At 64.0% G+C, this 26,231-nt stretch carries 27 protein-coding genes; 15 read left to right on the top strand and 12 right to left on the bottom strand.

Annotated features, from left to right (window positions below; all coding sequences use genetic code 11):
- The first annotated feature begins 26 nt into the window (after nt 1–26).
- A complete protein-coding gene (locus DDT93_RS04675; RefSeq protein WP_109464607.1) occupies nt 27–425 on the top strand; it encodes a rhodanese-like domain-containing protein in 399 nt (132 codons plus the stop codon).
- A gap of 346 nt (nt 426–771) precedes the next feature.
- A complete protein-coding gene (locus DDT93_RS04670; protein ID WP_109464606.1) occupies nt 772–1,416 on the top strand; it encodes a hypothetical protein in 645 nt (214 codons plus the stop codon).
- A 218-nt stretch (nt 1,417–1,634) separates the two neighbouring features.
- Here DDT93_RS04670 and DDT93_RS04665 read toward each other — a convergent pair whose 3' ends face one another.
- The 5 genes from DDT93_RS04665 to DDT93_RS04645 form a co-directional block, all read right to left on the bottom strand.
- Nucleotides 1,635–4,157, bottom strand: a complete 2,523-nt coding sequence (locus DDT93_RS04665; RefSeq protein ID WP_109464605.1) for a calcium-binding protein — start codon at nt 4,155–4,157, stop codon at nt 1,635–1,637.
- A gap of 278 nt (nt 4,158–4,435) precedes the next feature.
- Nucleotides 4,436–5,812, bottom strand: a complete 1,377-nt coding sequence (locus DDT93_RS04660) for an HlyD family type I secretion periplasmic adaptor subunit (RefSeq protein ID WP_109464604.1) — start codon at nt 5,810–5,812, stop codon at nt 4,436–4,438.
- Nucleotides 5,809–7,569: a type I secretion system permease/ATPase gene (locus DDT93_RS04655; protein ID WP_109464603.1), complete on the bottom strand. Its 1,761-nt coding sequence runs from the start codon at nt 7,567–7,569 to the stop codon at nt 5,809–5,811. Before DDT93_RS04655 ends, DDT93_RS04660 begins: the two co-directional genes overlap by 4 nt.
- Before the next feature lie 66 nt (nt 7,570–7,635).
- Complete coding sequence (locus tag DDT93_RS04650; protein WP_109464602.1) at nt 7,636–8,151, bottom strand: hypothetical protein; 516 nt, start codon at nt 8,149–8,151, stop codon at nt 7,636–7,638.
- Nucleotides 8,148–9,014 (bottom strand): helix-turn-helix transcriptional regulator, encoded by an 867-nt coding sequence (locus DDT93_RS04645; protein ID WP_198654761.1) that lies wholly within the window; start codon nt 9,012–9,014, stop codon nt 8,148–8,150. Before DDT93_RS04645 ends, DDT93_RS04650 begins: the two co-directional genes overlap by 4 nt.
- A gap of 836 nt (nt 9,015–9,850) precedes the next feature.
- On the opposite strand from DDT93_RS04645, the gene DDT93_RS04640 reads away from it, so the two are divergent.
- Complete coding sequence (locus tag DDT93_RS04640; protein ID WP_109464601.1) at nt 9,851–10,618, top strand: helix-turn-helix domain-containing protein; 768 nt, start codon at nt 9,851–9,853, stop codon at nt 10,616–10,618.
- A gap of 33 nt (nt 10,619–10,651) precedes the next feature.
- Here DDT93_RS04640 and DDT93_RS04635 read toward each other — a convergent pair whose 3' ends face one another.
- Complete coding sequence (locus DDT93_RS04635) at nt 10,652–11,086, bottom strand: c-type cytochrome (RefSeq protein ID WP_109464600.1); 435 nt, start codon at nt 11,084–11,086, stop codon at nt 10,652–10,654.
- 305 nt (nt 11,087–11,391) lie between these two features.
- Between DDT93_RS04635 and DDT93_RS04630 the strand changes: the two genes are divergently transcribed.
- The 6 genes from DDT93_RS04630 (at nt 11,392) to DDT93_RS04605 (ending at nt 16,465) form a co-directional block, all read left to right on the top strand.
- Nucleotides 11,392–12,006, top strand: coding sequence for a 50S ribosomal protein L21 (locus tag DDT93_RS04630; RefSeq protein ID WP_109464599.1), 615 nt, complete (start codon nt 11,392–11,394; stop codon nt 12,004–12,006).
- Between the two features lie 11 nt (nt 12,007–12,017).
- Nucleotides 12,018–12,287 carry a 50S ribosomal protein L27 gene (gene rpmA, locus DDT93_RS04625; protein ID WP_109464598.1) on the top strand — a complete coding sequence of 90 codons (270 nt, stop codon included), beginning with the start codon at nt 12,018–12,020 and terminating at the stop codon, nt 12,285–12,287.
- Between the two features lie 140 nt (nt 12,288–12,427).
- On the top strand, nt 12,428–12,964 hold the full coding sequence (locus tag DDT93_RS04620) for a GNAT family N-acetyltransferase (protein WP_109464597.1): 537 nt from the start codon (nt 12,428–12,430) through the stop codon (nt 12,962–12,964).
- A gap of 36 nt (nt 12,965–13,000) precedes the next feature.
- Nucleotides 13,001–14,035, top strand: a complete 1,035-nt coding sequence (gene obgE, locus DDT93_RS04615; protein WP_109464596.1) for a GTPase ObgE — start codon at nt 13,001–13,003, stop codon at nt 14,033–14,035.
- On the top strand, nt 14,023–15,129 hold the full coding sequence (proB, locus tag DDT93_RS04610; protein WP_109464595.1) for a glutamate 5-kinase: 1,107 nt from the start codon (nt 14,023–14,025) through the stop codon (nt 15,127–15,129). The genes obgE and proB overlap by 13 nt, the downstream gene beginning before the upstream one ends.
- Nucleotides 15,130–15,199: 70 nt before the next feature.
- Nucleotides 15,200–16,465 (top strand): glutamate-5-semialdehyde dehydrogenase, encoded by a 1,266-nt coding sequence (locus tag DDT93_RS04605; protein ID WP_109464594.1) that lies wholly within the window; start codon nt 15,200–15,202, stop codon nt 16,463–16,465.
- A gap of 4 nt (nt 16,466–16,469) precedes the next feature.
- On the opposite strand, the gene DDT93_RS04600 is transcribed toward DDT93_RS04605, so the two are convergent.
- Nucleotides 16,470–17,066: a histidine phosphotransferase family protein gene (locus DDT93_RS04600; protein ID WP_109464593.1), complete on the bottom strand. Its 597-nt coding sequence runs from the start codon at nt 17,064–17,066 to the stop codon at nt 16,470–16,472.
- 26 nt (nt 17,067–17,092) lie between these two features.
- Here DDT93_RS04600 and DDT93_RS04595 point away from each other — a divergent pair, with 26 nt between their 5' ends.
- The 3 genes from DDT93_RS04595 to DDT93_RS04585 all read left to right on the top strand — a co-directional run bounded on the left by DDT93_RS04595 (nt 17,093) and on the right by DDT93_RS04585 (nt 18,988).
- Nucleotides 17,093–17,281: a DUF3553 domain-containing protein gene (locus tag DDT93_RS04595; protein ID WP_109464592.1), complete on the top strand. Its 189-nt coding sequence runs from the start codon at nt 17,093–17,095 to the stop codon at nt 17,279–17,281.
- 121 nt (nt 17,282–17,402) lie between these two features.
- Nucleotides 17,403–18,167 (top strand): GNAT family N-acetyltransferase, encoded by a 765-nt coding sequence (locus tag DDT93_RS04590; protein ID WP_109464591.1) that lies wholly within the window; start codon nt 17,403–17,405, stop codon nt 18,165–18,167.
- Nucleotides 18,164–18,988 carry a lysophospholipid acyltransferase family protein gene (locus tag DDT93_RS04585; RefSeq protein WP_109464590.1) on the top strand — a complete coding sequence of 275 codons (825 nt, stop codon included), beginning with the start codon at nt 18,164–18,166 and terminating at the stop codon, nt 18,986–18,988. The genes DDT93_RS04590 and DDT93_RS04585 overlap by 4 nt, the downstream gene beginning before the upstream one ends.
- Here the strand turns inward: DDT93_RS04585 and DDT93_RS04580 are convergent.
- On the bottom strand, nt 18,978–19,571 hold the full coding sequence (locus DDT93_RS04580; RefSeq protein WP_109464589.1) for a 2-hydroxychromene-2-carboxylate isomerase: 594 nt from the start codon (nt 19,569–19,571) through the stop codon (nt 18,978–18,980). The genes DDT93_RS04585 and DDT93_RS04580 overlap by 11 nt on opposite strands.
- A gap of 212 nt (nt 19,572–19,783) precedes the next feature.
- Between DDT93_RS04580 and rpsB the strand changes: the two genes are divergently transcribed.
- The gene (gene rpsB, locus DDT93_RS04575) at nt 19,784–20,575 is read left to right on the top strand and encodes a 30S ribosomal protein S2 (RefSeq protein WP_109464588.1); all 792 of its coding nucleotides are present in this window, start codon (nt 19,784–19,786) and stop codon (nt 20,573–20,575) included.
- Nucleotides 20,576–20,653: 78 nt separating this feature from the next.
- On the top strand, nt 20,654–21,532 hold the full coding sequence (gene tsf / locus DDT93_RS04570; RefSeq protein WP_109464587.1) for a translation elongation factor Ts: 879 nt from the start codon (nt 20,654–20,656) through the stop codon (nt 21,530–21,532).
- Between the two features lie 375 nt (nt 21,533–21,907).
- Here the strand turns inward: tsf and DDT93_RS04565 are convergent, their stop codons facing one another.
- The 3 genes from DDT93_RS04565 to DDT93_RS04555 form a co-directional block, all read right to left on the bottom strand.
- Nucleotides 21,908–22,663 carry an autoinducer binding domain-containing protein gene (locus tag DDT93_RS04565; protein ID WP_109464586.1) on the bottom strand — a complete coding sequence of 252 codons (756 nt, stop codon included), beginning with the start codon at nt 22,661–22,663 and terminating at the stop codon, nt 21,908–21,910.
- 187 nt (nt 22,664–22,850) lie between these two features.
- On the bottom strand, nt 22,851–23,321 hold the full coding sequence (locus DDT93_RS04560) for a MaoC family dehydratase (RefSeq protein WP_109464585.1): 471 nt from the start codon (nt 23,319–23,321) through the stop codon (nt 22,851–22,853).
- A 22-nt stretch (nt 23,322–23,343) separates the two neighbouring features.
- A complete protein-coding gene (locus tag DDT93_RS04555; RefSeq protein ID WP_109464584.1) occupies nt 23,344–24,345 on the bottom strand; it encodes an NADP-dependent oxidoreductase in 1,002 nt (333 codons plus the stop codon).
- Nucleotides 24,346–24,447: 102 nt separating this feature from the next.
- On the opposite strand from DDT93_RS04555, the gene DDT93_RS04550 reads away from it, so the two are divergent.
- Nucleotides 24,448–25,104 (top strand): histidine phosphatase family protein, encoded by a 657-nt coding sequence (locus DDT93_RS04550; protein ID WP_109464583.1) that lies wholly within the window; start codon nt 24,448–24,450, stop codon nt 25,102–25,104.
- Nucleotides 25,105–25,113: 9 nt separating this feature from the next.
- Here DDT93_RS04550 and DDT93_RS04545 read toward each other — a convergent pair whose 3' ends face one another.
- Nucleotides 25,114–26,109, bottom strand: a complete 996-nt coding sequence (locus DDT93_RS04545; RefSeq protein ID WP_109464582.1) for an NADPH:quinone oxidoreductase family protein — start codon at nt 26,107–26,109, stop codon at nt 25,114–25,116.
- Nucleotides 26,110–26,231 lie beyond the last annotated feature (122 nt).

Raw genomic sequence — 26,231 nt, 5'->3', positions numbered from 1 at the left:
CAACTGCGACAAGGAGGAAGTTCGCGATGCCCCAGACCATAACCAAGCACGTCAAGCAGATGGTGGCGGAGGCCAACGAGGTCGTGACCCGTGTCTCGGTCGATGAAGTCCGCGCCATGCTGGACTCCGACGACTACGTGATCGTCGATATCCGCGATCCCCGCGAGTTGAAGCGCGAGGGAAAGATCCCCGGCGCCTTCTCCTGTCCGCGCGGGATGCTGGAGTTCTGGATCGACTCCGAGAGCCCCTATCACAAGGACGTCTTCAATCAGGACAAGACCTACGTGTTCTACTGCGCCAGCGCGTGGCGGTCGGCGCTCAGCACCCGCATGGCGCAGGAGATGGGTCTTTCGCCTGTCGCGCACCTCGACGGTGGATTCAGCGCGTGGAAAGCTGCCGGGGCGCCGATCGAGGAAGTCGGCTAAACGCCTGCTTCAAGGGTCGGCACCCGCCGGCCCACGAATCTCGGTTTGGTGGCTGCTATCGGACCTTCGGGGTTGAATGGCCTTCGGTGTATTCAACCTGGAAACAATGTGGAGACCCATCATTCATTGGCTCCGAGAATGCCGCCATTTAGCCCCTGAGAAAAGTTAAGCTCGCCTTATACACGCTACAAGTGTCATGACTTTTTCCGGTTCTGCTGTAGACTGAATGTACAAGTAAGTTTGGGTGAGGGTTATGGGTGTGACGGAACGGCCTGGCCGGAGAGGGGGCTCTCCGGCGGGCGATGCGAAAGCTTATCTCGACAAGTCTCTGAGCTGGGAAGAACGCTTGGAACTGGCGCGTCAGACACGCGCCGAAGCCCTGAGGAAGGGAGGCGAAAGAGCGCCCCTTCCGGCACTGAAACCCTGGGAAACCGACGCGCCTGAAAGCGAGGCTGCCGATCCGGCGGACCTTGTCGAGGGGGGCACCGCAGAGGCGGAAGCGCACTGCCGCTCCGATGACCGGCCAGCGACCGCGCGGCGGATCCCACCGAGGATCAAGGGCGACGGACGTGCTGCGGGACCGGGCGACAAGCCGGAAGCCGTTGCTGCACCGGGCAGCCGCAGCGGACACTTCGCTGAACTGTCCGATCCCGAGGGCTCCGGCACCTCGGAACGCGAGGTTCGCGACATGGTGGCCGATCGCCAGTATCGGCTGGCCGCGACGCGGTTCCGCTCTGCTCCGGACACACATGGTCATCCGAACTGGCGCATCAAGATCGCGGCGGCCATGCTGCTGTGCCTCGTGGCGGGTGGTTCCATCGGCTTCTGGGTGGCGTCTCTGGTGTTACATCCATCAGCGGCTTCGGAGGCGCCCGCGGCGCCGGGCGTGGAAAAGCCGGCAAGCAACTTGCCGGCAGCCTTGCAGCGGTTTCGGTTCAAGCGCACCGCGGAATTGGATGAACCGGAGAGTGGTGAAGGCCGGGCCTTCTGACGTTTCCGGTGACGTCACCCGCCTGACACATGAAGAGCTGGTCAGGTGATCGAAGTAAGCGATACCGGTGGCCCGCGCCGGTAAACGCAAGTGCGCTCCAGCGCGGTTCACCAGCACAGGAACCCGAAGGGGGGATCTCCACAGGCGAACTGACACTGGAGCGCTGGGTTGTCCGTACACCGTGAGTGACAGCGGACAACCCAACCCTTGTACGGACCTTACGCTTGCGCGAGGATGTCCGCACAATACCAGTCGTCTACCTCAGGCAGCGGCGGGCAGTAGATGTCGTTCTCGACATCCCAGGACGCGATGGCGGTATAGCCGCCCGAGTCCAGACCGTTTGCCGTACCGTTGATCCCGACACCACCGGAGATATCCGAGTCCTGGCCGATCGAGGTGAAGCTCGTCGCCGGGATGTCGAAGTCCACCACGTCCTGCCAGTTCACGTCCTGAAGGATCAGGGTGTGACCGCCAACCGAGATGGTGGTGTCCGCAGCCGAAGTACCAACGCCCGCGTCGCCTTCGGTGACGGTGGTCGCCGCTTCGAGAAGCTCGAAGATCTTGGTGCGGATCTGGGCCACAGTGCTGCCCAGCGTGCCTTCGGCGGTTTCGTCCACGGTGACGCGGAACCCGATGACATCCTGATCTTCGTTGAAGTCGAAGTCGCGGATGATGTCGGTCCCGTCGCTCGACGAGAAGCTGTAGCCTTCGCCGTCGTAGGACAGGGTCAGGTCGGAGAAGAACACATCCTTGCCGTCGCCGCCGGTGAGATCGTCATCACCTTCGCCGCCGAGGATGTAGTCGTCGCCCTTGCCACCGTCGATGGTGTCGTCGCCGACGCCGCCGCCAAGGAAGTCGTCGCCCTTGTCGCCGAACATGGTGTCGTCGCCGTCTTCACCGAACAGGATGTCGTTGTCGTCGCCACCCCGCATGTAGTCGTCATCTTCTCCGCCGAAGAGCACGTCGTCGCCCTTCTCGCCGAACATGGTGTCGTTGCCCAGCTGACCGAACATGATGTCGTTGCCCGAGCCACCGAACATCAGATCGCCCGCATCGGCCATCGGTTCCTCGGACTCGTCCGGACCGTCGAGGCAGTCGTAAGGACGCTCCAGCTCCGGCTGCGGGCTGTAGTCCTCGCAGAAGAAGTTCTGGTTAAGGTCGAGATGATCCAGGCCGTCGCCACCGAACATGATGTCGTCGTCGGCGCCGCCGTACATCCGGTCGCTGCCGCCGTTGCCTTGCAGGACGTCTTCACCGTCGCCGCCGAAGATGCGGTCGAGCTGGTTGTTGCCCTCGATCCAGTCGTCGCCGTTGTCGCCGAACAGGCGGTCGCGGCCATCGTTGCCGTGGATGGTGTCGTCACCTTCGCCACCTTTGGCAACGTCGTTCCCGGTGCCGCCGTAGATGGTGTCGTCGCCATCGTTGCCGCAGAGCTTGTCGTTGCCCTGGTCACCGACGAGGAAGTCGTCACCGGCGTTACCCTTGACGAGGTCGTCGCCTTCGCCGCCCGACACGAAGTCGTCGCCGCGCTGGCCATACAGACGGTCTTCTGCACCTTCACCGAAGATCCAGTCGTCGCCGCTGCCACCGTGGATCAGGTCGCAGTCTTCGTCGTCGCTGTCGCCTTCACCCTCAAGGGCTTCGGGGCAGTCGCCGGCGTGCTCGGGCATGGAACCATACTCGATCGGGGCGCAGGTCCAGTCGGCTTCGCAGTCGTAATCGGGGATGCCCTCGATGTTGCCGCTGTCGCCGAAGATGATGTCGTGGCCCGCGGCACCATCGAGGATGTCGGACTCGCCGCCACCGCGCATGATGTCGTGACCGGCGTCACCATTCATGGTGTCCTTGCCTTCGCCGCCGCTCATCTGGTCGTTGCCACGGCCGCCGAACATCAGGTCGCGGCCATTGCCACCGAACATGTAGTCGTTGCCGCCCTGGCCATCCATCTCGTCGTTGCCGTCCTCACCGTACATGCAGTCGTCGCCATGCTTGGTGGTGTCGGTGCCGTAGTTGAGGTTGGGACCATTGCCGATCCGGACGTCGCCGAACATCTTGTCGTCGTCTTCGCCGCCGAGCATCAGGTCGTCGCCGAGGCCGCCGGCCATCTTGTCTTCGCCTTTTTCGCCGTCCATGCGGTCGTTGCCGGAGCCGCCGTACATGAGGTCATGGCCTTCGCCACCCCACATGCAGTCGTCGCCGCCTTCGCCGTCCATGCAGTCGTTGCCGGCTTCACCGTCCATCCAGTCGTTGCCGTCAAAGATGGAATCGACGTCGATGGTGGCATTGTCGCCCGACATGACATCATCGCCGAGGCCGCCCCACATGACGTCGTTCTGGTAGCCGCCGATCATGTCGTCGTCGCCGTACTCGCCCCAGAGGCAGTCGTCGCCGGTTTCGCCGTTCAGGTAGTCGTTGTCGAAGAGCGGGAAGCCGAGATAGTCGAAGTCGCCGTCATAGCCGTAGAGCTTGTCGTCGTGCCCGCCGCCGAGGAGGTAGTCGTTGCCGCCGAGCCCCCAAAGGGTATCGGCACCTTCCTCGCCGTCCATGTAGTTGAAATTCTCGTTGCCGAAAATGCTGTCGTTGCCTTCGCCCGCCTCGACGTGATCGGAATCGAAATCGGAGGTCAGCGTGCCGATGTTGTCATCGTCACCAAGCTGAAGAACGGTCGGATGGATATACGGGGGCGGCTGGTTCGGGTCGCATTCGCCCCAGGTGTCATATGCCACTTTTGCTTTAGACATGATTTTTCTCCAATGTTGGTGCAGCGGCCTGTCCCATGGGCGGACACTGCGGTCCTCTGTTGTCGGAAACCCGACTAATGAAACGAGCACTCATGACGCTCATGCCCAAAGCCTAAGTCGCGCCCCCTGTCGTCACTGCCCCCATTCAGGGACGGTCGTTGTTTTTTCGGGTGATTTCGTCGTTTTTCACCGCCGCCACGCGACATGGCTCAAGACAGCAAAAAACCGGGTGCCGCCGCGAGGGGATCGGCACCCGGTCACTGCTTGGGGAGCAGGAGTTAGTCGCTCTCGCGCAGGGCGGAGTTCATGCCCGCGAAGATCGGGCCGAGGATATAGTTCGCGAAGGTCTGTTCGCCCGTAGTGATCATGACCTGCGCGGGCATGCCCGGCGCGACCTGCACATTCTTGAGCTCCGCCAGTTCGGCCTCGTCCAGCCGGACATGCACCTTGAAGAACGGCTGTCCGGTCTGGGGATCTACGAAGCTGTCGGGAGAGACATGGGTCACGATGCCCTCGACCGGCGGCGTGGTGCGGAAGTTGTAGGCCGTCAGCCGGACCCGCGCGTGATTGCCTTCGGCGACCTGATCCACGTCCTCGGGCCGAACCTGGCCCTCGATGATGTAGACGGCACCGTCGGGAACAAGCTTGAGAATGTCCTCGGCATCCTGAATGACCTCGCCGGGCGCGGTGAACCGCAGGTCCAGCACCTTGCCCGCGACGGGCGCGCGGATCAGGTGGCGCTGCTTCACATCGGTATTGGCCAGCAGACGCTGGCGGGTGTCAAACAGAAGCGCCTGATTTTCCTGGTATTCCCCGGCCAGACGCTGGGCCCGGTCGCGGCGCAGCTGCAGCATCTGTTCGCGGGTCTCGGAGATGCGGCTGGCCAGCCCCTGCAACTGGGAACTCGTGTAGCTGATGTCACCGAGCAGGGCGACCTCGTTGTCCCGCCGCCCGTGCAGGCGGTTCTTGGTGATCAGGCCCTGGTCGAACAGTTTCTGGAGGCCCGGCAGTTCGTCTTGCACCAGTGCGAGGCGGTTGTTCAGCGCGTTCTGCTGCGAGGTCAGACCTTCCGATTGCTGGGTCAGCTGGTGAATCCGCTCTTCGAGGATCTGCCATTGGCCTTCCCACATGGCGTTGTTGGATCTCAGCAGCGTCTCCTGCGCCGACAGGATCGGCCCGAGGCTGGGATCGTCCGCCATCAGCCCGGCGAGCTCGGGGCTCGGTGTGATGGCATCGGCCCGGTTCACCTCGGCAGCCACGCGGGCCTCGCGGGCGAGGGCGGTGGCGAGCTGGTTCACGAGGATGCGATCCTGCGCCGAGGACATGGTATCGGCGAGTTCGATCAGCACCTGACCGGATTCCACGTGCTCGCCTTCAACCACCTTGACCTCGCGGATCAAGCCGCCTTCGAGGTGCTGGACGACGGGCAGGCTGCCTTGCACGCGGAAACTGCCTGCGGCGACCACGGCGCTCTGGATCGGGGCGATGGCGGCCCAAGTTCCCAGCGCGCCCCAGAACACGGCAGCGGCCAGCAGCAGGACAAGAACGGTGGGCCCGACGCGGGTCGGGGGGCGCTCGACCGCCGGGGCCGATTGCGGCAGCCGGTCGGGCAGGAGAAGGGCATCGGCGCGGGATGTGGCTATGGTTCCGGTCATGCTTCTGCTCCTGCTGCGCGTTCCGTCTTGGCCGCACGCACGCGGCTCTTGAACGGCAAGGTCAGCACCTTGCCCTCGTCATCCGAGCTGACCTGGCCCGCCATCGGCGTTGCCTGGTCTTCGCCGAAGACGGCCTTGGCACGGCCGAAGCGGATCAGCCGGCCGCTTTCCATCAGGCCGACATGGCTGACCGCGTTCAGAACGCTGGTGCGGTGCGAAACCACGACAACCACCGCCCCGACGCGGGTTGCCTCGCGGATGGCGTTGGCCAGAGCTTCTTCGCCTGCGGGATCGAGGTTGGCGTTGGGTTCGTCCAGCACGATCAGGCAGGGCTCGCCGAAAAAGGCGCGGGCAAGTCCGATGCGCTGGCGTTGCCCGGCGGACAGGAAGTTGCCGTTGGGACCCACTGGTGCGTTGTAGCCACCGGGGATGGACAGGATCAGGTCGTGAACCCCAGCACGGCGCGCGGCGCGCACGATGTCCGAAGGCCGCGCCTCGGCGTCCATCATGGCGATGTTCTCGGCGATGGAGCCGTCGAACAGATCCACCCGCTGCGGCAGGAAGCCGATGCGCCGTCCGATCTGTTCGGTCGGCCAGTCGGTCAGGGCGGCGTCGTCGATGCGGATGTATCCGCGCGACAACGGTTGCAGACCCACCAGCGCCCGCGCCAGCGTCGTCTTGCCGGCGCCGGATGGGCCGAACAGCCCGAGAGAGTCGCCGGGATTAAGGTTGAAACTTGCACCAAAAACCAGCGGATCCTGCCGTCCGGGCGTGATCACCGTGGCATCCTGCACCGAGATATGGCCTTCGGGCTCGGGCAGTTCCATCAGGCTGCGGTCTTCCTCGTAACTGGCGAGGATCGCGTTCAGGTTCTGCACCGCCACGCGCGCCTGCAACAGGCCGCGCCACCCGGCGATGGATTGCTCCACCGGGGCTGCAGCGCGACCCAGCAGGATGGAGGCGGCGATCATCATGCCCGGCGCCATCATCCCCTCAAGGACCAGGAGCACACCGACCGCCATGACCGCGATCTGCAGCATCATGCGCACCATCTTGGCGAGGGATGTCATGTTTGCGACCCGGTCATGGGCACGGGTGCCCGTCTGGATGGCGGCATGGGACTGGGCCTGCCAGCGGTTCACGAGGGCAGGGGTCTTGCCCATTGAGCGGACGATATCCGCATTGCGCAGGACCTCATCGGCGGTGCGGTTGGATTTGCGCACCGCATTTGAGGCCGCGCGTGCGGGGTCGCGCCCGGAGAGTTCGCTGATCACCCCCAGCAGGAACAGGATCGCGATCCCCACGATGGCGACCGCCCCGAGAAGAGGATGAAACAGGAAGATCAGCCCGACGAAAAGGATCGACCAGGGAGCATCCAGCAGGGCCGTGAAGACTGGCGAAATGACGAAGGCGCGGACCTCGTGGAGGTCACGGACGGCCTGCGTGTCGGTCCCGCCATCCTTGCCATCGACCACCGAGCGCAGGACGATGGGGCCGAGGTCGGCTTCGAGCCGGTTGCCGAGGCGCGAGACAAGCCGCTGCCGAAGGGCGTCGAAGATCATGAAGAAGAACAGCGCGATGCCTGCGGCGATGGTGAGCGCAATGAGAGTGGAAATGCTGCCCGAGGACATGACCCGGGTGAAAAGCTGCATCATGTAGAGCGGTGCCGTCAGAACCAGCAGGTTCAGGCACAGGCTGGCGAAGAAGATGGCCATGATGGCCCCTCGCTGACCGTCGAAAACGCGACGTCGTGTCATCGGATACCCCTTTCGAAGGAGCCCCGCCCGACCGGCCTGAAACCGGCCGGGACAGAACCAGATGAATTAATTTTTTGAAAAGTCTTGATAAAATGCGGTTACCTGCCCCCAGGATTTCTCGGCGGCAGATGTCAGTGGCCCATGCCACAGGCTCCCGGCCAACAGGCCGATGACCCCGCAGATCAGGGCGGTGACCAGAGTGCCCCGCCGTCGTCGCGGCGGCTGAGGCAGGGAGGCGCGCAACACGTCCCCCAACGCTGGTGCCAGTTCGATGCGCAGCGCACCCTCGAGGCTGTCGAGCGTCGTCTCGATCCTGCCGAGCCGGACTTCCACGGCCTCGATGCGGGGCGTCGGGTCGTCGCGCCCGTCGAGCAGTTCGTTGAGCTCGGACGGGAGCTTGCCGAACTTCTCGCCGATGCGCTTGTGCAGTTCGACGATGTCGCCCTGCCGCGCGAACCCGCCGAGACCGGAACCGAGGATCTTCTTGAGCGCCTCGATCTCGACCTCGCTGAACGGCACCCGCGGTTTGGCCGCGGTTGTCGCCTTTTGCGGATTTGGATCCGTACCTGCCGCGATGTTCATAGCGAACGCTCCATCGTGGCTTGCCAGGTGAGCATCTGTGCCATTTCCGAACGACAGGTTACGTTCATTTTGGACAGCACCCGCTTGGCGTAGGTGTTGAAGGTCTCGACGGTCAGACCGGCGATCTCGGCGGCCTGCTTGTTCGAATGACCCTCACGGATCAGGGCGGCGACCCGGGCTTCCGCTGGGGTCAGGCCCATTTTCAGTGCGATGCCCTCGATCCGTTTCTGATCAGGTGGCATCGGCACCATGACCAGGAACAGGTTCTGGCCGGTTCGACCGTCGGGATAGACCGAGAGGGACATGGGCACGTGGGCGTCGCGGCTGAGACCACGCAGGATGAGGATGAACTCCTCGTTGCGCTTGCCCCGGTTGGTGAGCAGATCCGCGACGGCCGCGCGCAGGGCGCGTGTCTCGCGGTCTGACCCAAGCGTCAGCGCACCGGAACGCGCCGACAGAAGCCGGGCCTCGCCCAGCATGTCACGGCCTGCGGCGTTGAACTTCAACAACCGGAGTTCCTCGTCGATGACGAGGATGGCCGCGTTGACCTTCTGGCTGACCATCCACAGCATAGCGTCGTCCGAGAGATCGGCCGCCGTATCCGGCAGATGGGCAATGCAGGCCTTGCGCAGGCCCTGCCAGGTTCGTTCCACCAGCGCCTGGACAGTCTCGGGCCGGTTTTCTGTGTAGACGACCAGACGATCCTGGACGCCATTGTCGAAGACGCAGAGCAGACTGAGCCAGCGCCCCGTTCGACGCGCGGCGAGGTCGGCGCCGCAGAGATCGACAAAGGCCAGCACATCGGCCGGGCCAAGGTCGTACATGGTAACCGAAGTCAGCTTGCCAGCTGGTCCAACGGACACTGGACCCCCGGGACGGAGACCGGAATCTGCCGAAGCGATCCAGAGAGCAGCGCCTTGCTGGTCAAGGCATGCGACCGAAAAGGCCGCGACGGAACCTAAAATGTCTTTCAGTATGGCGCAGTGCAATGCGCCCCCCGCACCAATTGCGGGCTTGTCAACGAAACTCATGGTACCCCCCCCAAGGTTCACCAAGATTAAAATTGTTAAATTGAGAAATATGCCTCCTCTGCATCAAAGATAGCGAGGCGATCTTACGTCATGGATGCGCGACGTGAAAAGCGGCGGAAAGGCTTAGCCGGTTTTGGTTGCTTCTCATTAAAACCGTTGATTTTTAACCATTTAGACTGGGCAAAGGTAGCAATTTCGAGCCTGCCAACAGGCCATAGGCTAACCCGGTTTTGCTGCTCCGCGTGGTAGGAAGCAGGTCGGGAGGTTTAGTCATCCGGGGGTAGGGAGCGGGTGTACTACGCCCTTCGTACTAACCTGAATTCCTGAGTTTTCATCGTGACTGATTCCCTGCAATGTGCCCGCGGAAGACACGGATTCGCGTGATCGTCCGCCACATTCCGGTGGTTCCGATCCCCCGAATCGATCTTTCCCCAGGCGCTCCGAGGGAAATTTCAATCCTCAAGCGATACAACCTTGGGTTTAGGTTCTGTGAAGTATAGGTTTTGAGACTTAAGATTGATCCCTTTTTTCAATGGCTTCATGGGTGAGTGAATTTTTTAGCCGTTCTGCATAAATTTTAGGTATAGTGGGACGCAGGTAAGTTGGGGGGCTATACCGTTGGTAGATCTCCTTAAAGTTTTGTTTTCATTTTCAAACTCTCGTTAGAGATGTCTATTATTGTTATATCCAAAAAGCACCTTTTCGGTGACTTGCTGGCGTCGTATTGCCGATCCGAAGGATTTGAAATCGGTGGCGTGTTCAACGACTTGTCTCAGGTGAGAGAAGTCGCTGATGAAGACTTGATCCTGTATCACGTGGACGCGTCGATGAACGCCTCACGTCATGCCCAGGTCAGCGCTTTCCGGCATCACAATCCGTCATGCAAGATCGTTGCAATCGTCTCCGACCAGCTCCGGGATGGAGTGCTCGAAACGTTCGAGGGCGAGTTCGAAGCAGTATTGCCGAACGAGACCTCGACCAGGGCTCTTGCGGGCTTCCTTACGGTTGTGCTCGAGGGCTACAAGATCACGGGTCCTTGGGCGCCGAGGGGCGCCCGGCATCAGAACAGCGGCGGGCTACGGCCTCCATCCGGAGGCGAGCACAGGCGCATCGTCATGCACGAAGCTCCGGACGAAGAGGCCAGTGCAAGCAACCATGTCGACCGACCGCGCGCAGATCACGAGTACGACAATCACGGCGGCAATCACGGCAGTGACCGCGGACACGACATCGGCGCGCCGGTGAAGAACCTGTCGCTGCGGGAGCTGGAGGTTGTCGAGCTGCTGATGAAGGGCGCGTCGAACAAGGAAATCGCCAAGCGGCTCAACATCGTCGAGAACACGGTGAAGGTGCACCTGCGCGCCTGTTACGGCAAGATCGGGGTCAAGAACCGGACCCAGGCCGCGCTCTGGGCGGCGCGCAACATCGGGGGCTGATCTCCCTGCGGGAGCGCCCCCGACGGTGCAGGATCACGAACCTGCCGCGACCTTTTCCAAGTAAGCCCAGATATCGCGGGCCTCTTCTTCCTTGCGCAGCTTGAAGGTCATCTTGCTGCGGGCCTTGCCGTCCTCGAGGTACTCCTTGAGGAACTCGGTCGGGTCCTGCGTGTAGACGATGAAGTGGTCGAGATCCCAGGCGAGACCCTTGTCACCTGCGGCGACCATCGCGTCGGAATAGCCGAAATCGGCGTGCTTCCCGGCAATGCGCCCCGGCAGACCGAACAGGTTCGGGCCGGTCTTGCCGCCCTTGACGATGACTTCACCGGCGTCGTTCTCGATCATGTGACAGGCGCGGCACTTGCCAAAGCCCTTCTCGCCCTTGTCAGCGTCGCCGCTGGCGTCCTGAGCCTGGGCGGGCAGGGCGAGTCCGAGTGCGGCAACGATGATGGCTGATTTCAGTTTCATGGCTGAACTCCGTTGTTCCACGCTGGCAGACCAACGCATTGCCGCCCGGAATGTCAAACGATAGAAGTGTCACATGAACGATGTGTCACAGCCCCGCGAGACCGGGCAGGACACCGGACTCGCCCCCGGGGACAGTCCGCTTGACAGGACCACCCGAAATCTGCATAAGCGCCGAGCCCGGCCGAGCCATCGTGCCGGGTTTTCTACTCATTCGCCCCGGGAGGGGCGCGCTGTTCGAGGTGGCGCAAGCTGCAAACACCCGGTCACCGGGGACCACAGAACGCGGTCACGAAAAGGAAGACGCAATGTTTGCGGTCATCAAGACCGGCGGCAAGCAGTACAAAGTTCAATCCGGCGACGTTCTCCGGGTCGAAAAACTGGCTGCTGACGCTGGCGAAAAAGTTCAATTCAACGACATTCTGATGCTGGGCGGCGACTCTACCGTCGTCGGCGCACCGCTCGTCGCGGGTGCCGGTGTCCAGGCGGAAGTGATCGAACAGGTCAAAGGCGACAAGGTCATCCACTTTGTCAAGCGCCGCCGCAAGCACAGCTCGCAGCGCACCAAGGGCCACCGTCAGAAGCTGACCCTGGTCAAGATCACCGAGATCCTGTCCTCGGGTGCAGACAAGACCGGCGTCAAGGCCGCTGTCGGCGCAGCATCGGTTCCGGCCTCTGCCGAAGCCAAGGCCGCTCCGGCCAAGAAAGCAGCCGCGCCCAAGGCGGAAGCTGCTGCCGCTGGCAACGACGACCTGACCAAGATCACCGGTGTCGGCCCCGCTGCTGCCACCAAGCTGAACGCAGCTGGCCTGACCACCTACGCCCAGATCGCGGCCTTGTCGGAAGACGACATTGCTGGTATCGACGGCGTCAAGGTGAAACCCGAGTGGGTTGAACAGGCCAAAGAGCTGGCTAAAGGCTAAGGAGAGAAAGCATGGCACACAAGAAAGCAGGCGGTTCCTCCCGTAACGGCCGCGATTCCGCGGGTCGTCGTCTTGGCGTGAAACTCTATGGCGGCGAAGCCGTCATCCCCGGCAACATCATCGTGCGTCAGCGCGGGACGAAGTTCTGGCCGGGCGAAGGCGTTGGCATGGGCAAGGATCACACCATCTTTGCAACCGCCGAAGGCGCCGTGAGCTTCCGCAAGGGCCTCAAGGGCCGCACCTTCATCTCGGTCCTGCCAGTGGCGGAGGCTGCAGAGTAAGCCGTACCCGGGAATGAGGTAAAATTCAGGGGGATCGGCGAAACCGCCGGTCCCCTTTCCCGTTTCGGTCCAGAGGTCGATACGCGAAAGAGGAGCGCGGCAGAGACCGGGACCATGTGATCCGGAGGAGGACCACGAGAATGCAGAGTGAGCAGATCGTCGCACAACAGGTGATCGAGACCGAACGCTTCGACCTTCGGCCGCTGAGGCGGTCGGACCAGGGGTTGATCGACCTCTACGCCGGCGACAAGCGGGTGGCCATGATGACGACCTCGATCGCGCATCCGCTGCCGCCCGGTTCGACCGAGGCCTTCATCGCCCGCAACACGGCCGGCAACCCGGCCGAAACGGTCTGGGCGATCGACGGAACCAAGGACGAGGGCGCCGAGCTGAAGGGCCTCATCTCGCTGAAGAAGCTCGACCGCCACCAGTCCGAGATCGGTTACTGGGTCGGGCCACCATTCTGGAACACCGGCGTGGCCTCGGAGGCGCTGCAGGCGCTGATCGCGGCCAACCCGCTGGGCGACACCTCGCTGTTCGCGAGCGTCTTCCAGGACAACCCGGCCTCGGCGCAGGTGCTGACCCACTGCGGGTTCAACTACCTCGGCGATGCCGAGAGCTATTCGGTGGCGCGCGGGGCAACCGTTCCCACCTGGACGTACAGTCGAAAACTCTGATTGAGCCGCCAGAGATCTTTGCGGTAGAGGGTGACCATGAAATTTCTTGATCTCGCAAAGGTCTATATCCGGTCCGGCGGTGGCGGCGGCGGGTGCGTCAGCTTCCGCCGCGAGAAGTTCATCGAGTACGGCGGACCCGATGGCGGCAACGGTGGCAATGGCGGTTCGGTCTGGGCCGAGGCGGTCGACGGTCTGAACACGCTGATCGACTTCCGCTATCAGCAGCATTTCTTCGCCAAGTCCGGCCAGCCCGGCATGGGCCGACTGCGCACCGGCAAGGACGGTGACGACATCGTGCTGCGGGTGCCCGTCGGGACGGAAATCCTCGACGAGGACGAGGAAACGGTGATCGCCGACCTGACCGAGGTCGGGCAGCGGATCCTGCTGGCCAAGGGCGGCAACGGCGGTTTCGGCAACGCCTACTTCAAGACCTCGACCAACCAGGCGCCGCGCCGGGCAAACCCCGGGCAGGAGGGTGTCGAGCGGACCATCTGGCTGCGGCTCAAGCTGATTGCCGATGTCGGCCTGCTGGGCCTGCCCAACGCGGGCAAGTCGACCTTCCTCGCCGCGACCTCCAATGCGCGGCCCAAGATCGCCGACTATCCCTTTACCACGCTGCATCCGAACCTCGGTGTGGTCGGCGTCGACAACGTCGAATTCGTCGTCGCCGACATTCCCGGCCTGATCGAGGGCGCGAGCGAGGGCAGGGGTCTGGGCGATCTCTTCCTTGGCCACGTGGAGCGCTGCGCGGTCCTGCTGCACCTTGTCGACGGCACCTCCGGAACGCTGATCGAGGATTACGAGACCATCATCGGCGAGCTCGAGGCCTATGGTGGCGACCTCGCCGACAAGCCCCGGATCACCGTTCTGAACAAGATCGACACGCTGGACGAGGAAGAGCGCGCGTTCCTGCGCGACGAGCTCGAAGCTGCGGTGGGCGAGCCGATCATGCTGATGTCGGGCGTCACCCGCGAGGGCGTGACCGAGGTGCTGCGCGCGCTGCGAGGCCAGATCGATGAGGACCGGCTGCGCCGCCAGCCCGACGAGGAGGACGACGCGTGGCGGCCCTGAGCGACGCGCGCCGGATCGTCGTCAAGATCGGCTCCGCACTCCTGGTCGACCGCAACGCAGGCCATCTGCGCGCCGACTGGCTCCATGCCCTGGCGCAGGACGTGGCATGGCTGCGCGGCCTCGGCGCCGATGTGATCCTCGTCTCCTCCGGCTCCATCGCCCTCGGACGCTCCGTGCTCGGCCTGTCGGGCCGGGATCTCGCCCTCGAACAGTCGCAGGCTGCGGCCGCCGTCGGCCAGATCCGCCTGGCGCGCGCCTACGAAGAGGCGTTGGCACCGCACGGCATCACCACCGGTCAGGTGCTGGTGACGCTGGAGGACAGCGCCGACCGCCGCCGCTACCTCAATTCGCGCGCGACGCTCGAAACGCTGCTTTCGCTCGGCGTGGTTCCCATCGTGAACGAGAACGACACCATTGCGACCGACGAGATCCGCTATGGCGACAACGACCGCCTCGCAGCGCAGGTTGCGGTCACCGTCGGGGCCGACAAGCTCATCCTGCTCTCGGATGTGGACGGCTTCTACACCGGCAATCCCAACGACGACCCCGAGGCGCGACGCTTCGACGTCATCGACCGGATCACCCCCGAGATCGAGGCCATGGCCGGCGATGCCGGATCGGGCCTGTCCAAGGGCGGGATGAAGACCAAGCTGATGGCGGCAAAGATGGCGATCGCCGGGGGCTGCGACATGGCGATCACCGAAGGATCACCGGACAACCCGCTGAAATTGCTCGAAAACGGCGCGAACGCCACCTGGTTCACCGCCGAGGGCGATCCGCAACACGCGCGCAAGCGCTGGATCGCGGCGATGAAGCCGCGCGGCGAGATCGTGGTGGATGCCGGGGCCGAGTCGGCGCTCGGCAACGGACGCAGCCTGCTGCCCGCCGGGGTGACCCGTGTCACCGGCACCTTCGGTCGCGGTGAACCGGTCGCCATCGTCACGCTCGCGGGGCGCAAGCTGGGGCAGGGGCTGACCCGCTACACCTCTGCCGAGGCCGGGCAGATCACCGGGCTGAAGTCCGAGGAGATCGAGCCGGTGCTTGGCTACCCGGCCCGCGCCGCGCTGATCCATCGCGACGATCTGGCCCTCTGACCCTTCTTTGGGTCATAAATATCCCCGCCGGAGGCGGACCCTCGCAACCCTCACTCAAAAGGACAGCGACATGCAGGACCTCGACAACATCCCCGCCCTCATGGCCGAGATCGGTGCCCGCGCCAAAGCGGCCGCACAGGAGCTGTCCTTCGCCCCAGCCGAGGCCAAGACCCGCGCGCTGGAGGCGGCAGCCGATGCGGTCTGGGCCCGCCGTCACGAGATTGTTGCGGCGAACGACAAGGACATGGATTTCGGCCGCGATAAGGGCCTGTCCAAGGCCATGATGGACCGCCTGATGCTGGACGAGACCCGCATCAGGGGCATCGTCGAGGGGTTGCGCGCCGTGGCGGCGCAGGCCGATCCGGTGGGCGAGGTTCTGGCCGAGTGGGATATGCCGACCGGTCTGCATATCCGTCGCGTGCGCACGCCGCTGGGGGTGATCGGAGTGATCTACGAGAGCCGCCCCAACGTGACCGCCGACGCCGGGGCGCTCTGTCTCAAGTCCGGCAACGCGGTGATCCTGCGCGGCGGGTCCGAGAGCCTGCATTCCGCGCAGGCGATCCATGCTTGCCTGGCCGAAGGCTTGCGCGCCGCCGGGCTCCCCGAGGACGCGATCCAGCTGGTGCCGACCCGCGACCGCGCTGCCGTCACCGAACTGCTGACCATGACCGATTACGTCGACGTCATCGTTCCGCGCGGGGGCAAGGGCCTTGTCGGCCTCGTCCAGCGCGAGGCGCGGGTGCCGGTCTTTGCGCATCTCGAGGGGATCGTGCACATTTTCCTCGACAAGTCCGCCGACCTGACCAAGGCGGTCGAGGTGGTCCTGAACGCCAAGACACGTCGTACCGGTATTTGTGGCGCAGCCGAGTGCCTGCTGGTCCACGAGGATGTCGCCGAGACCCTTGGTCGCGCGGTTATCGAAGCGCTGATCGCTGCCGGTGTCGAAGTCCACGCCGACACACGGCTCCAGAAGATCGAGGGCACGACCCCGGCGACGGACGACGACTGGGGCACCGAGTATCTCGACATGATCATCGCGGCCAAGGTCGTGGCTGACGTGGATGGTGCGATTGCCCATATCCGACAGTTCGGCTCCAACCACACCGATTGCATCATCGCCGAGGACCGGGCGCCCGTCGCGCGGTTCTTCGAACGGCTCGACAGCGCGATCCTGATGCACAACGCCTCGACCCAGTTCGCCGATGGCGGCGAGTTCGGCATGGGCGCCGAGATCGGGATCGCCACCGGCAAGATGCATGCGCGCGGGCCGGTTGGTGCTGCGCAGCTGACCAGCTTCAAGTACCTGGTCGAAGGCGACGGCGCGCTGCGCGACTGAGCCTTCAGAACCGGATGCAGATCGCCTCGGCCGAGGTTTCGGTTACGGCGCTGCGTCCGGCTTCGGCCAGCAGGCATTGGAACAGGGCAAAGTGCACCTGCGCCGGTTCGGTCCGGGCGAGGGAGGTCGGCTCTGCCAGCCGGTGCAGCGGGTCCGGCCCGGTGCGCGGTTTCTCGGGCAGGGCGTCGATGCGCCAGTGCAACCCCTCGCGCAGGACGGTGATGCGGCCGCCGTGGGGCATCGCGCTCTCGCAGCATTGCAGGGCGAGGAAGGCAAGGCGCACCTCCGAGCGTTCCTGCGGGGCCGAGGGCTGCCAGATGATCTCGAGCCGGGTGTTGCGCGTCAAGTCCTTCAGGATCGCCCCGACCTCGCTGCGGCCCAGCGACTGTCCGCCCGCGCGCCCATAGGCGATGCGGAAGAAGCGGAGCCGGGCGTTGGCGTTGCGCGCCGAGTCGGAGATCAGTTCGTGTTCGGGGCCGCTGACCGGTCCGGTCAGTTCCAGCAGCTCGAGCCCGTTCAGGATCGCGCCCACCGGGCTGATCAGGTCATGGCAGATGCGGGAGCCTATCAACAGGGCGAGTTCGGCGTTAGAGTCAGCCATATGTCCTCCAGGCAGGGAGCCGGTCCATGTCAGACCTGAACGCCATACTTGCACCCGGAATGCTGGTGCGCCACCCGGATTGTCCGGACTGGGGGCTGGGGCAGGTGCAGTCCAACATCGGTGGCAAGATCACGGTCAACTTTCGCGAGCACGGCAAGGTGGTTATCGACGGCGCCCGGATCGAGCTGGTTCCGGTTTTTGATGCTGGAAACTGATTGACGATTGATTAACACCACTTGCGCCCTGCCGGGGTGCGGCCTCGCGGCGTGTTGCAATCGCGACGGGAGTCGCGCTATCTGCCGCGAAATCCAACGAGACCGGAACCAGAGCACGACCATGCCGGACAGCGGACCCGCCTTCTCCGTCAGGATTGCCGAGACCGAGGCCGAGCTGCGCGCGGCGCAGGCGCTGCGCTATGACGTCTTCGTGCTTGAACTGGGCGGTGGTGGCGCGGAGGTCGACCACGAGGCCGGGCTGGAGCGCGACGCCTTCGATCCCTTTGTCGACCACATGCTGCTTGAGGATACCGCGACCGGTAAGGTCGTGGGGGTCTATCGCCTGCTGCGCGAGAGCCAGGCCGAGGCCGCCGGGCGGTTCTATTCCGAGAGCGAATACGACCTGACGCTGCTGAAAGCCAGCGGCCGGCGTCTGCTTGAGCTCGGGCGATCCTGCCTGCACCGCGATTATCGCGGCGGCACGGCCATGTTCCATCTCTGGAACGGGCTCGCGGAATACGTGCTGGAGCACGATATCGAGATCCTGTTCGGGACAGCGTCTTTCCACGGTACCGATGTCTCGGCGCTGGCTGAGCCGCTGGCCATGCTGTATCACAACCACCTCGCGCCCCCGGACCTGCGTGTGCGGGCGCTGGAGGGGCACTACCAGCGGATGGACCTCGTCTCGGCGGACGCTCTGGACCGGCGGCGTGCGATGGTGCAGGTGCCCGCACTGATCAAGGCCTACCTGCGTCTTGGCGGCGTGATCGGTGACGGGGCCTATGTGGACCATGCATTCAACACCACTGACATCTGCCTGGTGCTGGATACCGCGGCGATGAATGCCCGTCAGCGTAAGCTCTACGCGGGCGGCGCCGGGGCATGAGCCCGACCTGGGAGAGCGAGGAGGCGCCCGAGGCGATCCAGATCGGGCTGGGGGGCTGGATGCGGGTAGTCCTACGCGGCCTGATCCTCGGCACCCTCGTATTCGGCTGTCTCGGGATCCTGCTGCTTGTCCGGCTGATCGAACGGCCATTGTTCGGGCTGAAGCGCCCTGTGACGCCCTTCATCGTGCAGTTCGTCTGCCGCAACGCGTTCCGTATCCTCGGGATCAGCTTCACGACGAGGGGAGCGCCGATGCACGAGCGGGGCGCGGTTGTTGCCAACCATGCCTCATGGCTCGACATCTTCTCCCTAAATGCGCGCAAGCGAGTTTATTTCGTGTCCAAGGCCGAAGTGGCGCGCTGGCCCGCGATCGGCTGGCTGGCCCGCGCCACCGGCACCGTGTTTATCGAACGGGACCGCAAGCACGCACGCGAGCAGACCGAATTGTTCGAACAGCGACTGCTGGCCGGGCACCGCCTGCTGTTCTTTCCCGAGGGTACCTCGACCGACGGGCAGCGGGTGCTGCCGTTCAAGACAACGCTCTTCGCGGCCTTCTTTTCCGATCACCTGCGCGACGCGATGCATATCCAGCCGGTCACGGTGATCTACCGTGCCCCCGAGGGTCAGCCCGCGCGCTTCTATGGCTGGTGGGGCGACATGGCATTCGGGCCGCATCTGCTCAAGACGCTGGCCGCCGCGCGTCAGGGCGCCGTCGAACTGGTCTACCACCCGCCATTGCGGGTGGCGGACTTCGACAGCCGCAAATCGGTCGCGGCTGCCTGTGAGGCTGCTGTACGGCAGGGGTTGAACGCTAGCCGGTAAGCTCCGCAATGGCGTGTTCGAGGCGGTCATCGCCCCAGAACAGCTCTCCGTTCGCGATGAAGCTCGGGGCACCAAAGATGCCGAGGTCCATCGCCTCGGTGACCGCGTCTTTCAGCGCTTCCTTGTTCTCGGGCTCTCCCGCCGCATCGACCAGTTCGGCAGGCAAGCCGCATTGGGTGAGCAGGGTTCGCAACAGGTCCGGGTCGGAGATCGTGCGGCCCTCGCCGAACTCGGCCCGGTAGATCGCCTTGCAGAATTCGGCGCCCTCAGGTTCCTTCAGCGCCAGGATCGCCGTGCGGGCGGCGAGAACGCCGTTCTGGGGGAACGGTTCGGGCGGCGACAGCGGTAGACCCCGCGCGGCGCAGAGACGTTCCATGTCGCGCCACATGTACTTGCCCTTGACCGGGTAGATGTTGAACGGGGAGCTGTCCCAGCCCTGCGACTTGAAGATCGGACCCAGCCAGAAGGGGCGCCATTCGATCTCGACACCGGCGGCCTCGGCCAGAGAGTCGATGCGCATCGCACTTAGATAGGAATAGGTCGAAGCAAACTCGAACCAGAATTGAAGCTTGGGTCGTGCCATGTCATCCTCCGTTGGCTGAGGCCGAGACTTGCCGGGAAAACCCAATTCGTCAAACCCCTCTTGCACATTCCCGGCAAACCGCCTATACGCGCGCCCATTCAAACCCGCAGGCGGGGTTTGGGCCCTTGGGGGAGAAATCCCCATAGGTCCGCCGGTTGGAGCATCCGCTCTCAATACCCCCGCCGAGGCGAAACCGGAAAAGGAAAACGAGCATGGCTCTTCCCGAGTTCACCATGCGCCAGCTGCTTGAAGCCGGCGTTCACTTTGGCCACCAGACCCAACGCTGGAACCCCCGTATGGCACCGTTCATCTACGGTGACCGCAACGGCATCCACATCATGGACCTGACCCAGACTGTTCCGATGCTGGACCAGGCTCTGCAGGTCATCCGTGACACCGTCGCCAAGGGCGGCCGCATTCTCTTCGTCGGCACCAAGCGTCAGGCACAGAAGCCGATCGCCGAAGCCGCAGAGAAGTCCGCACAGTACTTCATGAACCACCGCTGGCTGGGTGGCACGCTGACCAACTGGAAAACCGTTTCCCAGTCGATCCAGCGCCTGAAAACCATCGACGAGCAGATGGACACCGGTTTCGACGGCCTCACCAAGAAAGAGCGCCTCGGCATGGAACGCGACCAAGCCAAGCTGACCGCTTCGCTGGGCGGCATCCGCGAAATGGGCGGCACCCCGGACCTGCTCTTCGTCATCGACGTGAAGAAAGAGCAACTGGCGATTGCCGAAGCCAACAAGCTGGGTATCCCGGTTGTGGCCGTGGTCGACACCAACTGCTCGCCCGAGGGCGTGGACTATATCATCCCCGGCAACGATGACGCGGCACGCGCCATCGCGCTCTACTGCGACCTGGCCTCGCGCGCTGCCCTTGACGGCATGAGCGCCCAGCTGGGCGCCGCCGGTGTCGATATCGGCGCCATGGAAGAGGCGATCGAGGAAGAACTGGCTGCCGCTTCGGAAGAAGCTGGCGAAGTCGAGACCGCCGAAGGCTGATCCCAGCCTGTCACGAGACTGACATGCGGGGCAGGGTATTTCCTGCCCCGACGATCCGACGATTTGAGGAGAGCCGAGATGGCAATCACCGCTGCAATGGTTAAGGAACTGCGCGAAAGCACCGGCGCAGGCATGATGGACGCGAAGAAGGCACTGACCGAGTCCAATGGCGACATGGAAGCCGCCGTTGACTGGCTGCGCACCAAGGGCCTGGCGAAAGCCGCCAAGAAATCCGGCCGTACCGCTGCCGAGGGCCTCGTGGCCGTCGTCGTCGAAGGCGGCAAGGGTGTCGCTGTCGAAGTGAACTCGGAAACCGACTTCGTTGCCAAGAACGCCGAATTCCAGGGCATGGTCGCCAAGATCGCCGAAGCCGCGCTGAACGCATCGGACGTCGACGCGCTGAAGGCAGCTGACCTGGGCGGCAAGACCGTCGAGTCCACGCTGACCGACGCGATCGCCAAGATCGGCGAGAACATGGGCCTGCGCCGCATGGCGTCGATCGAAGGCGGCAACGTCGTGTCCTACGTACACAACGCAGCTGCGCCCGGCATGGGCAAGATCGGCGTTCTGGTCGCAATGGACGGCGGTGACGAAGCATTCGGCAAGCAGGTCGCAATGCACATCGCAGCCACCAGCCCGGCCGCTCTGAACGAAGCCGAGCTGGACCCGGCCGTCGTCGAGAAAGAAAAGTCGGTGCAGATCGACATCGCCCGTGAAAGCGGCAAGCCGGAAGCCGTCATCGAGAAGATGATCGTTGGCCGGATGCAGAAGTTCATGGCCGAAGTGACGCTGGTCAACCAGCAGTTCGTGATCAACCCCGACGTGACCGTCGGCGACGCGGCCAAGGCGCTTGGCGCGACGATCACCGGCTTCATCCGTCTCGAAGTCGGCGAAGGCATCGAGAAGAAGGAAGAGGATTTCGCAGCCGAGGTCGCCAAGACCGCAGCTGGCGCCTGAGCCTTCTCTCATCAGAATCGGATCGGGGCGGTGCCAATGGCGCCGCCCCGTTTCGTTTGTAGCTGCGTGTAACTCTGCAATGGGCCGGGACCGCAGAAACTGCGGCCCCGGGGAATCAGACCGCCCCCTTGGCTATGGGGATGGCAGCGGGACGGGCCGATGGTTCCGACCCTGGCACGGAGTATACGCACCAGGGCCGGACGGGTAAGAGGGCCCTGAAATCGCAGGGGTCATTTCCCGATGTTCCCAGGCTAAAGCCACCACTCACGGAACGCTTTGACTTTGCTACCGAATGTGCCGTCAGGAAAGTCATGTATTCCTTACCTAGCGTCCATTTGCGTTAACGTTGCGTCACAGAAACCACATCTAGTGGATTCAGGCTTCGACAACGAACATCTGGTTGTGAAGCGCGGCCTTCAAAACGGCCTGCGCAGTGGTTTCAACCGACAGGGACTCGCGCGCGAGCCGCAAATGCTTCTCGACCGTGGCCGAGGTGAGGCCCATCAGCAGGGCGATATCCTGCGTTGTCTTGCCGTCTCCGACCCACTGAAGGGCCTCGCGCTGGCGTTTGGTCAGCCCGCGGTTCGGCGGGATGTAGGGCAGCGTCAGGATCTTCAGGTGCGCGATGTTGTTCATCAGGTGAATGTCGCGCCCATGCTCTTCCCAGATCGCATCGACCTCGTCCTGGCTCATCCCGGCGCGTCCGGCGAGCGAGATGGCCCCCTTGGAGCGGGGCGAGACCGACTTGAAGCTGATGGTATAGCCCGAAGTCACCTTCATCGTCAGGTTGAACTCGACCACTTTGAGCGCCTCGGGCGTCAGCGCCCCAAGGTCAAACTGTTCGCCGATGGTGCGCCAGCTGCCGGCGCCCTCGTTTTCCAGCGCCCAGCGCAGCATTGGCGCATGGGCGTAGAGGCCCTTGGTCATGAAGCCCTCGATATACTCGGGGCTATGGTTCGAGAGGATGATGAAGTCTTCGGGATCGCCCAGCGAATGTTCGGTCCGGAAACGAGTGAACCCGTAGATCAGCCGATCAAAGCCGTACTCGGCCATCCTGTCGGTATGGGCCGACCAGAGGGATTCCAGTGACGGCGCGTTAGACAGGTAATGCAGATACTCTCGCAACTTCATTCAGGCCACGCCTTAGGATCAAACCAGGGATACATGAAATGGGGTGCGCAACGGGCACGCAGCGGCACTACTATAGCGGTGCTGGGCGCTCTCGCAACTCTGTGTGTGGGCGAATGGTGGGAATGTGCTTTTGCCGCCGCGCCCGTGGTGTGTTTCGTGGCGCGGCGGCAGGGATTATTCGCCTCGATCAGGCCGCGAAAACCGCGAGGCCTAGCCAGTCGGCGACGAGGGCAGGGGTCTCCTGTCCTTCGATCTCGATGGTCATCTGGTTGGTGCGCAGCAGCTCGGTGTCCGACCGCTTCTTGACCTCGGCCAGGACAAACCGGCCCCGGATCCGCGAACCCGCCTTGACCGGGTTCAGGAAGCGCAGCTTGTTGAACCCATAGTTGATCCCCATGGTCTGCCCCGGCGCAACGTCGAAGCAGTCATAGGCGAACTTGCTGGCGAAGGAGAGCGTCAGGAAGCCATGCGCGATGGTGCCGCCAAAGGGCGTGTCCTTGGCCGCGCGCTCGGGGTCGATATGGATCCACTGGTGGTCCAGTGTCACGTCGGCAAAAGTGTCGATGGTCTTCTGGTCCACCGTCACCCATTCGGACACGCCCACTTCGGTGCCCAGTTTCGCCTGTGCCGCCGCCAGGGCGTCGTCTATTGCAGCCATTTGTCTTTACTCCTCCAACAAATCACGGATCGGGCCCGACGCGCACCATGCGCTTGCCCTTGTTTTCTCCGGCCAGCAGGCCGATCAGCGCCTGCGGCGCGTTTTCCAGTCCCTCGACCACGTCCTCGAAGACCTTGATCTGCCCCGCCGCGACCCAGGTTTGCAGGGCACGCAGAGCGGTGGCGTCACGGTCGGCGAAGTCCATCACGATGAAGCCTTCCATGCGGAGGCGCTTCACCACCACCATGCCGGGCAGGTTGCGCGGGCCGGTGGTCGAGGTGGTATCGTACTGGCTGATGGCGCCGCAGCAGACCACGCGGCCACGCAGGTTCATGGCGAAGAGCGCGGCTTCGAGCACGGCGCCACCGACGTTGTCGAAATAGACGTCGACACCTTCGGGACAGGCGGCGCGCAGCGCCTTGCCCATGCCCGGTTCGCGGTAGTCGATACAGGCGTCAAAGCCGAGGGTCTCGGTCACCCATTTGCACTTCTCGGCGCCCCCCGCGACACCGACAACGCGGCAGCCGATGGCCTTGGCGATCTGGCCGACGATGGAGCCGACGGATCCGGCTGCCGCAGAGACGAGGACAGTTTCACCGGCAACCGGCTGGCCGACACTCATCAGGCCGTGGAAGGCTGTCTTGCCCGCAATACCATAGACCGACAGCAGGTGTTCCAGCGGGCGCACCGCGGGCAGCTTCAGCGCCTTGTGGGCGGGGCAGGTGGTATACGCGCTCCAGGTCGACTCGGCGGCGACAAGGTCGCCCTTGGCGAGGCGCGGTGAGTTGCTCTCGACCACTTCGCAGACGGCATAGGTCGGCATCGCGTCGCCCGCGTGAACGGCATCGCGATAGGTTGCGCCCTGCAGCCACGAGCGGTTGGCGGCGTCGATTGACATGAGGATGGTCCGCAGCAGCACCTCGCCCTGTCCGGGCGTGGGCATCGGCGCGGTGCGGGCCTCGAAATGGCCGGTTGTCAGTTCGCCCTTGGGGAGTTCCCTGACGATGATCTGGCGGTTTTCCATGAGGACGAGCTTCCTTTTTCAGTGAATGGCCGCGGCCGGTTGGCAATGGGCCGCGTTTGTCGTTAGGAGCGAAAGTGACAGCACCAGACCGAGGAGCCGAGCATGTCCCGCGAATACCACCAGACCGTCTATACCCCGCCGGAAGGCGCCGCCGACCTGCTGCTGATCCGGCATGGCCGGACCGAGGCCGCTCGGCCGGGCGAGAGCTTTCCCATGCTTGACGGGCACGGTGATCCGGCGCTTCATCCTGAAGGAGAAGAGCAGGCCGTGCTGGTGGGCGAGCGGCTGAAGAACGACCCGATCAGCGCAATCTACGTGACCACGCTGCGCCGGACGCACCAGACGGCTGCGCCGTTGGCGGCGCACCTCGGCCTGACGCCGAAGGTCGAGGCCGACCTGCGCGAGGTCCGGCTGGGCGACTGGGATGGTGGGGAGTACCGGATCAAGGCGGCCGAAGGCGCGCCCGAGTTCAAGCGCGCCATCGAGCGGCAGGAATGGGGCGAGATCCCCAATGCCGAGACCACGGCGCAACTGCATGCGCGGGTCCGCGCCGGTCTGCTGCGGATCGCGGCGGCGCATCCGAACGAGCGGGTGGCGGTCGTCGTGCATGGCGGCGTCGTGGGTGCCGCCATGGCACTTGCGAGCGGCGCGCAGGCGTTCCACTTCAACGGGGCCGACAATGGCTCGATCTCCCGTCTGGTGATCCGGGGCGAGACCATGTGGGTCAAGGGATTCAACGACTGCGCGCATCTGCGGTAAGGGCCGTCGTCAGTCCATCGTGACGACGACTTTGCCCATCACCTTGCGGTCCTGCATCATCTCGAGCGCCTCGGCGGCTTTCTCCAGCGGGAAGGCCGCCGAAATACGCGGCTTGATCTGGCCCTTGGCGTACATGTCGAAGAGTTCGGCCACGTTCTCGGCGTGCCCCTTGGGATCGCGCCGGGTCGAGTCGCCCCAGAAGACGCCGACGATCTGGCAGCCCTTCAGCAGCGCGAGGTTCAGCGGCAGCTTGGGGATCCCTGCCGGGAAGCCGACCACGAGGAACCGGCCTTCCCATGCGAGGGCGCGCACCGCGGGCTCGGCATAGTTGCCGCCGACCGCGTCATAGACGACGTTCACGCCATCCTTGCCCACGATCTCTTTGATCTGGTTCGAGAATTCCTTCTGCCCGTCCTTGTCGAGCTCGCGCGCGTAGACGATCGTCTCGTCGGCGCCGAGTTCCTTGCAGAAGTCGGCCTTGTCCTGTGACGAGACCGCCGCGATCACCTTGGCACCAGCCGCCTTGCCCAGTTCGATGGCCGCGGCACCCACACCCCCGGCGGCACCGAGGATCAGCAGGGATTCGCCCGCCTTCAGGTGCGCGCGGTCCTTCAGCGCGTGGTGCGAGGTGCCGTAGGTGAAGATGAAACAGGCCGCATCCTCGTAGGGCATGTTGTCGGGAATCCGGATCACCTGCTTGGCGGGTGCGATTGTATGGGTGGCAAAGCCACCATGCCCGGTCAGCGCCAGCACGCGGTCGCCCTTGGCAAAGCCGGAGACGCCTTCGCCCAGCGCCTCGACTTCACCTGCGATCTCTCCGCCGGGCGCGAAGGGACGCGGCGGTTTGAACTGGTAAAGGTCGCGGATCATCAGTGTATCGGGAAAGTTGACGCCTGTCGCATGGGTGCGGATCAGGATCTGGCCGGGGCCGGGCACGGGGGTTTCCGTTTCCGTCAGTTCCAGCGTTTCGGGGCCGCCGACGACGGTGCTCAGCATGGCTTTCATGAGGTACCTCCCAGGTAGATAACGTCGCGTCCTCCTCCGGGGCGCGGTTGGCCCGGAGTCTTCGTTCTGCAAATCGCTGTTGTCAATCCAATTTCGAAATGCCATTTTGCACAGCGGAATAG

It is taken from the genome of Albibacillus kandeliae (assembly GCF_003116585.1).
Lineage (GTDB): Bacteria > Pseudomonadota > Alphaproteobacteria > Rhodobacterales > Rhodobacteraceae > Albibacillus > Albibacillus kandeliae.
The sequence above is the reverse complement of the archived record's forward strand: the minus strand, read 5'-3'. Positions and strand labels throughout refer to the sequence as shown.

Bases quoted from the DNA above. Each gene is read 5' to 3' on its own strand.
- DDT93_RS04675 (WP_109464607.1), top strand. From the start codon at position 27: ATGCCCCAGACCATAACCAAGCACGTCAAGCAGATGGTGGCGGAGGCC.
- DDT93_RS04665 (WP_109464605.1), bottom strand. From the start codon at position 4,157: ATGTCTAAAGCAAAAGTGGCATATGACACCTGGGGCGAATGCGACCCG.
- DDT93_RS04660 (WP_109464604.1), bottom strand. From the start codon at position 5,812: ATGACCGGAACCATAGCCACATCCCGCGCCGATGCCCTTCTCCTGCCC.
- DDT93_RS04655 (WP_109464603.1), bottom strand. From the start codon at position 7,569: ATGACACGACGTCGCGTTTTCGACGGTCAGCGAGGGGCCATCATGGCC.
- DDT93_RS04650 (WP_109464602.1), bottom strand. From the start codon at position 8,151: ATGAACATCGCGGCAGGTACGGATCCAAATCCGCAAAAGGCGACAACC.
- DDT93_RS04640 (WP_109464601.1), top strand. From the start codon at position 9,851: ATGTCTATTATTGTTATATCCAAAAAGCACCTTTTCGGTGACTTGCTG.
- DDT93_RS04635 (WP_109464600.1), bottom strand. From the start codon at position 11,086: ATGAAACTGAAATCAGCCATCATCGTTGCCGCACTCGGACTCGCCCTG.
- DDT93_RS04630 (WP_109464599.1), top strand. From the start codon at position 11,392: ATGTTTGCGGTCATCAAGACCGGCGGCAAGCAGTACAAAGTTCAATCC.
- rpmA (WP_109464598.1), top strand. From the start codon at position 12,018: ATGGCACACAAGAAAGCAGGCGGTTCCTCCCGTAACGGCCGCGATTCC.
- DDT93_RS04620 (WP_109464597.1), top strand. From the start codon at position 12,428: ATGCAGAGTGAGCAGATCGTCGCACAACAGGTGATCGAGACCGAACGC.
- obgE (WP_109464596.1), top strand. From the start codon at position 13,001: ATGAAATTTCTTGATCTCGCAAAGGTCTATATCCGGTCCGGCGGTGGC.
- DDT93_RS04605 (WP_109464594.1), top strand. From the start codon at position 15,200: ATGCAGGACCTCGACAACATCCCCGCCCTCATGGCCGAGATCGGTGCC.
- DDT93_RS04600 (WP_109464593.1), bottom strand. From the start codon at position 17,066: ATGGCTGACTCTAACGCCGAACTCGCCCTGTTGATAGGCTCCCGCATC.
- DDT93_RS04595 (WP_109464592.1), top strand. From the start codon at position 17,093: ATGTCAGACCTGAACGCCATACTTGCACCCGGAATGCTGGTGCGCCAC.
- DDT93_RS04590 (WP_109464591.1), top strand. From the start codon at position 17,403: ATGCCGGACAGCGGACCCGCCTTCTCCGTCAGGATTGCCGAGACCGAG.
- DDT93_RS04585 (WP_109464590.1), top strand. From the start codon at position 18,164: ATGAGCCCGACCTGGGAGAGCGAGGAGGCGCCCGAGGCGATCCAGATC.
- DDT93_RS04580 (WP_109464589.1), bottom strand. From the start codon at position 19,571: ATGGCACGACCCAAGCTTCAATTCTGGTTCGAGTTTGCTTCGACCTAT.
- rpsB (WP_109464588.1), top strand. From the start codon at position 19,784: ATGGCTCTTCCCGAGTTCACCATGCGCCAGCTGCTTGAAGCCGGCGTT.
- tsf (WP_109464587.1), top strand. From the start codon at position 20,654: ATGGCAATCACCGCTGCAATGGTTAAGGAACTGCGCGAAAGCACCGGC.
- DDT93_RS04565 (WP_109464586.1), bottom strand. From the start codon at position 22,663: ATGAAGTTGCGAGAGTATCTGCATTACCTGTCTAACGCGCCGTCACTG.
- DDT93_RS04560 (WP_109464585.1), bottom strand. From the start codon at position 23,321: ATGGCTGCAATAGACGACGCCCTGGCGGCGGCACAGGCGAAACTGGGC.
- DDT93_RS04555 (WP_109464584.1), bottom strand. From the start codon at position 24,345: ATGGAAAACCGCCAGATCATCGTCAGGGAACTCCCCAAGGGCGAACTG.
- DDT93_RS04550 (WP_109464583.1), top strand. From the start codon at position 24,448: ATGTCCCGCGAATACCACCAGACCGTCTATACCCCGCCGGAAGGCGCC.
- DDT93_RS04545 (WP_109464582.1), bottom strand. From the start codon at position 26,109: ATGAAAGCCATGCTGAGCACCGTCGTCGGCGGCCCCGAAACGCTGGAA.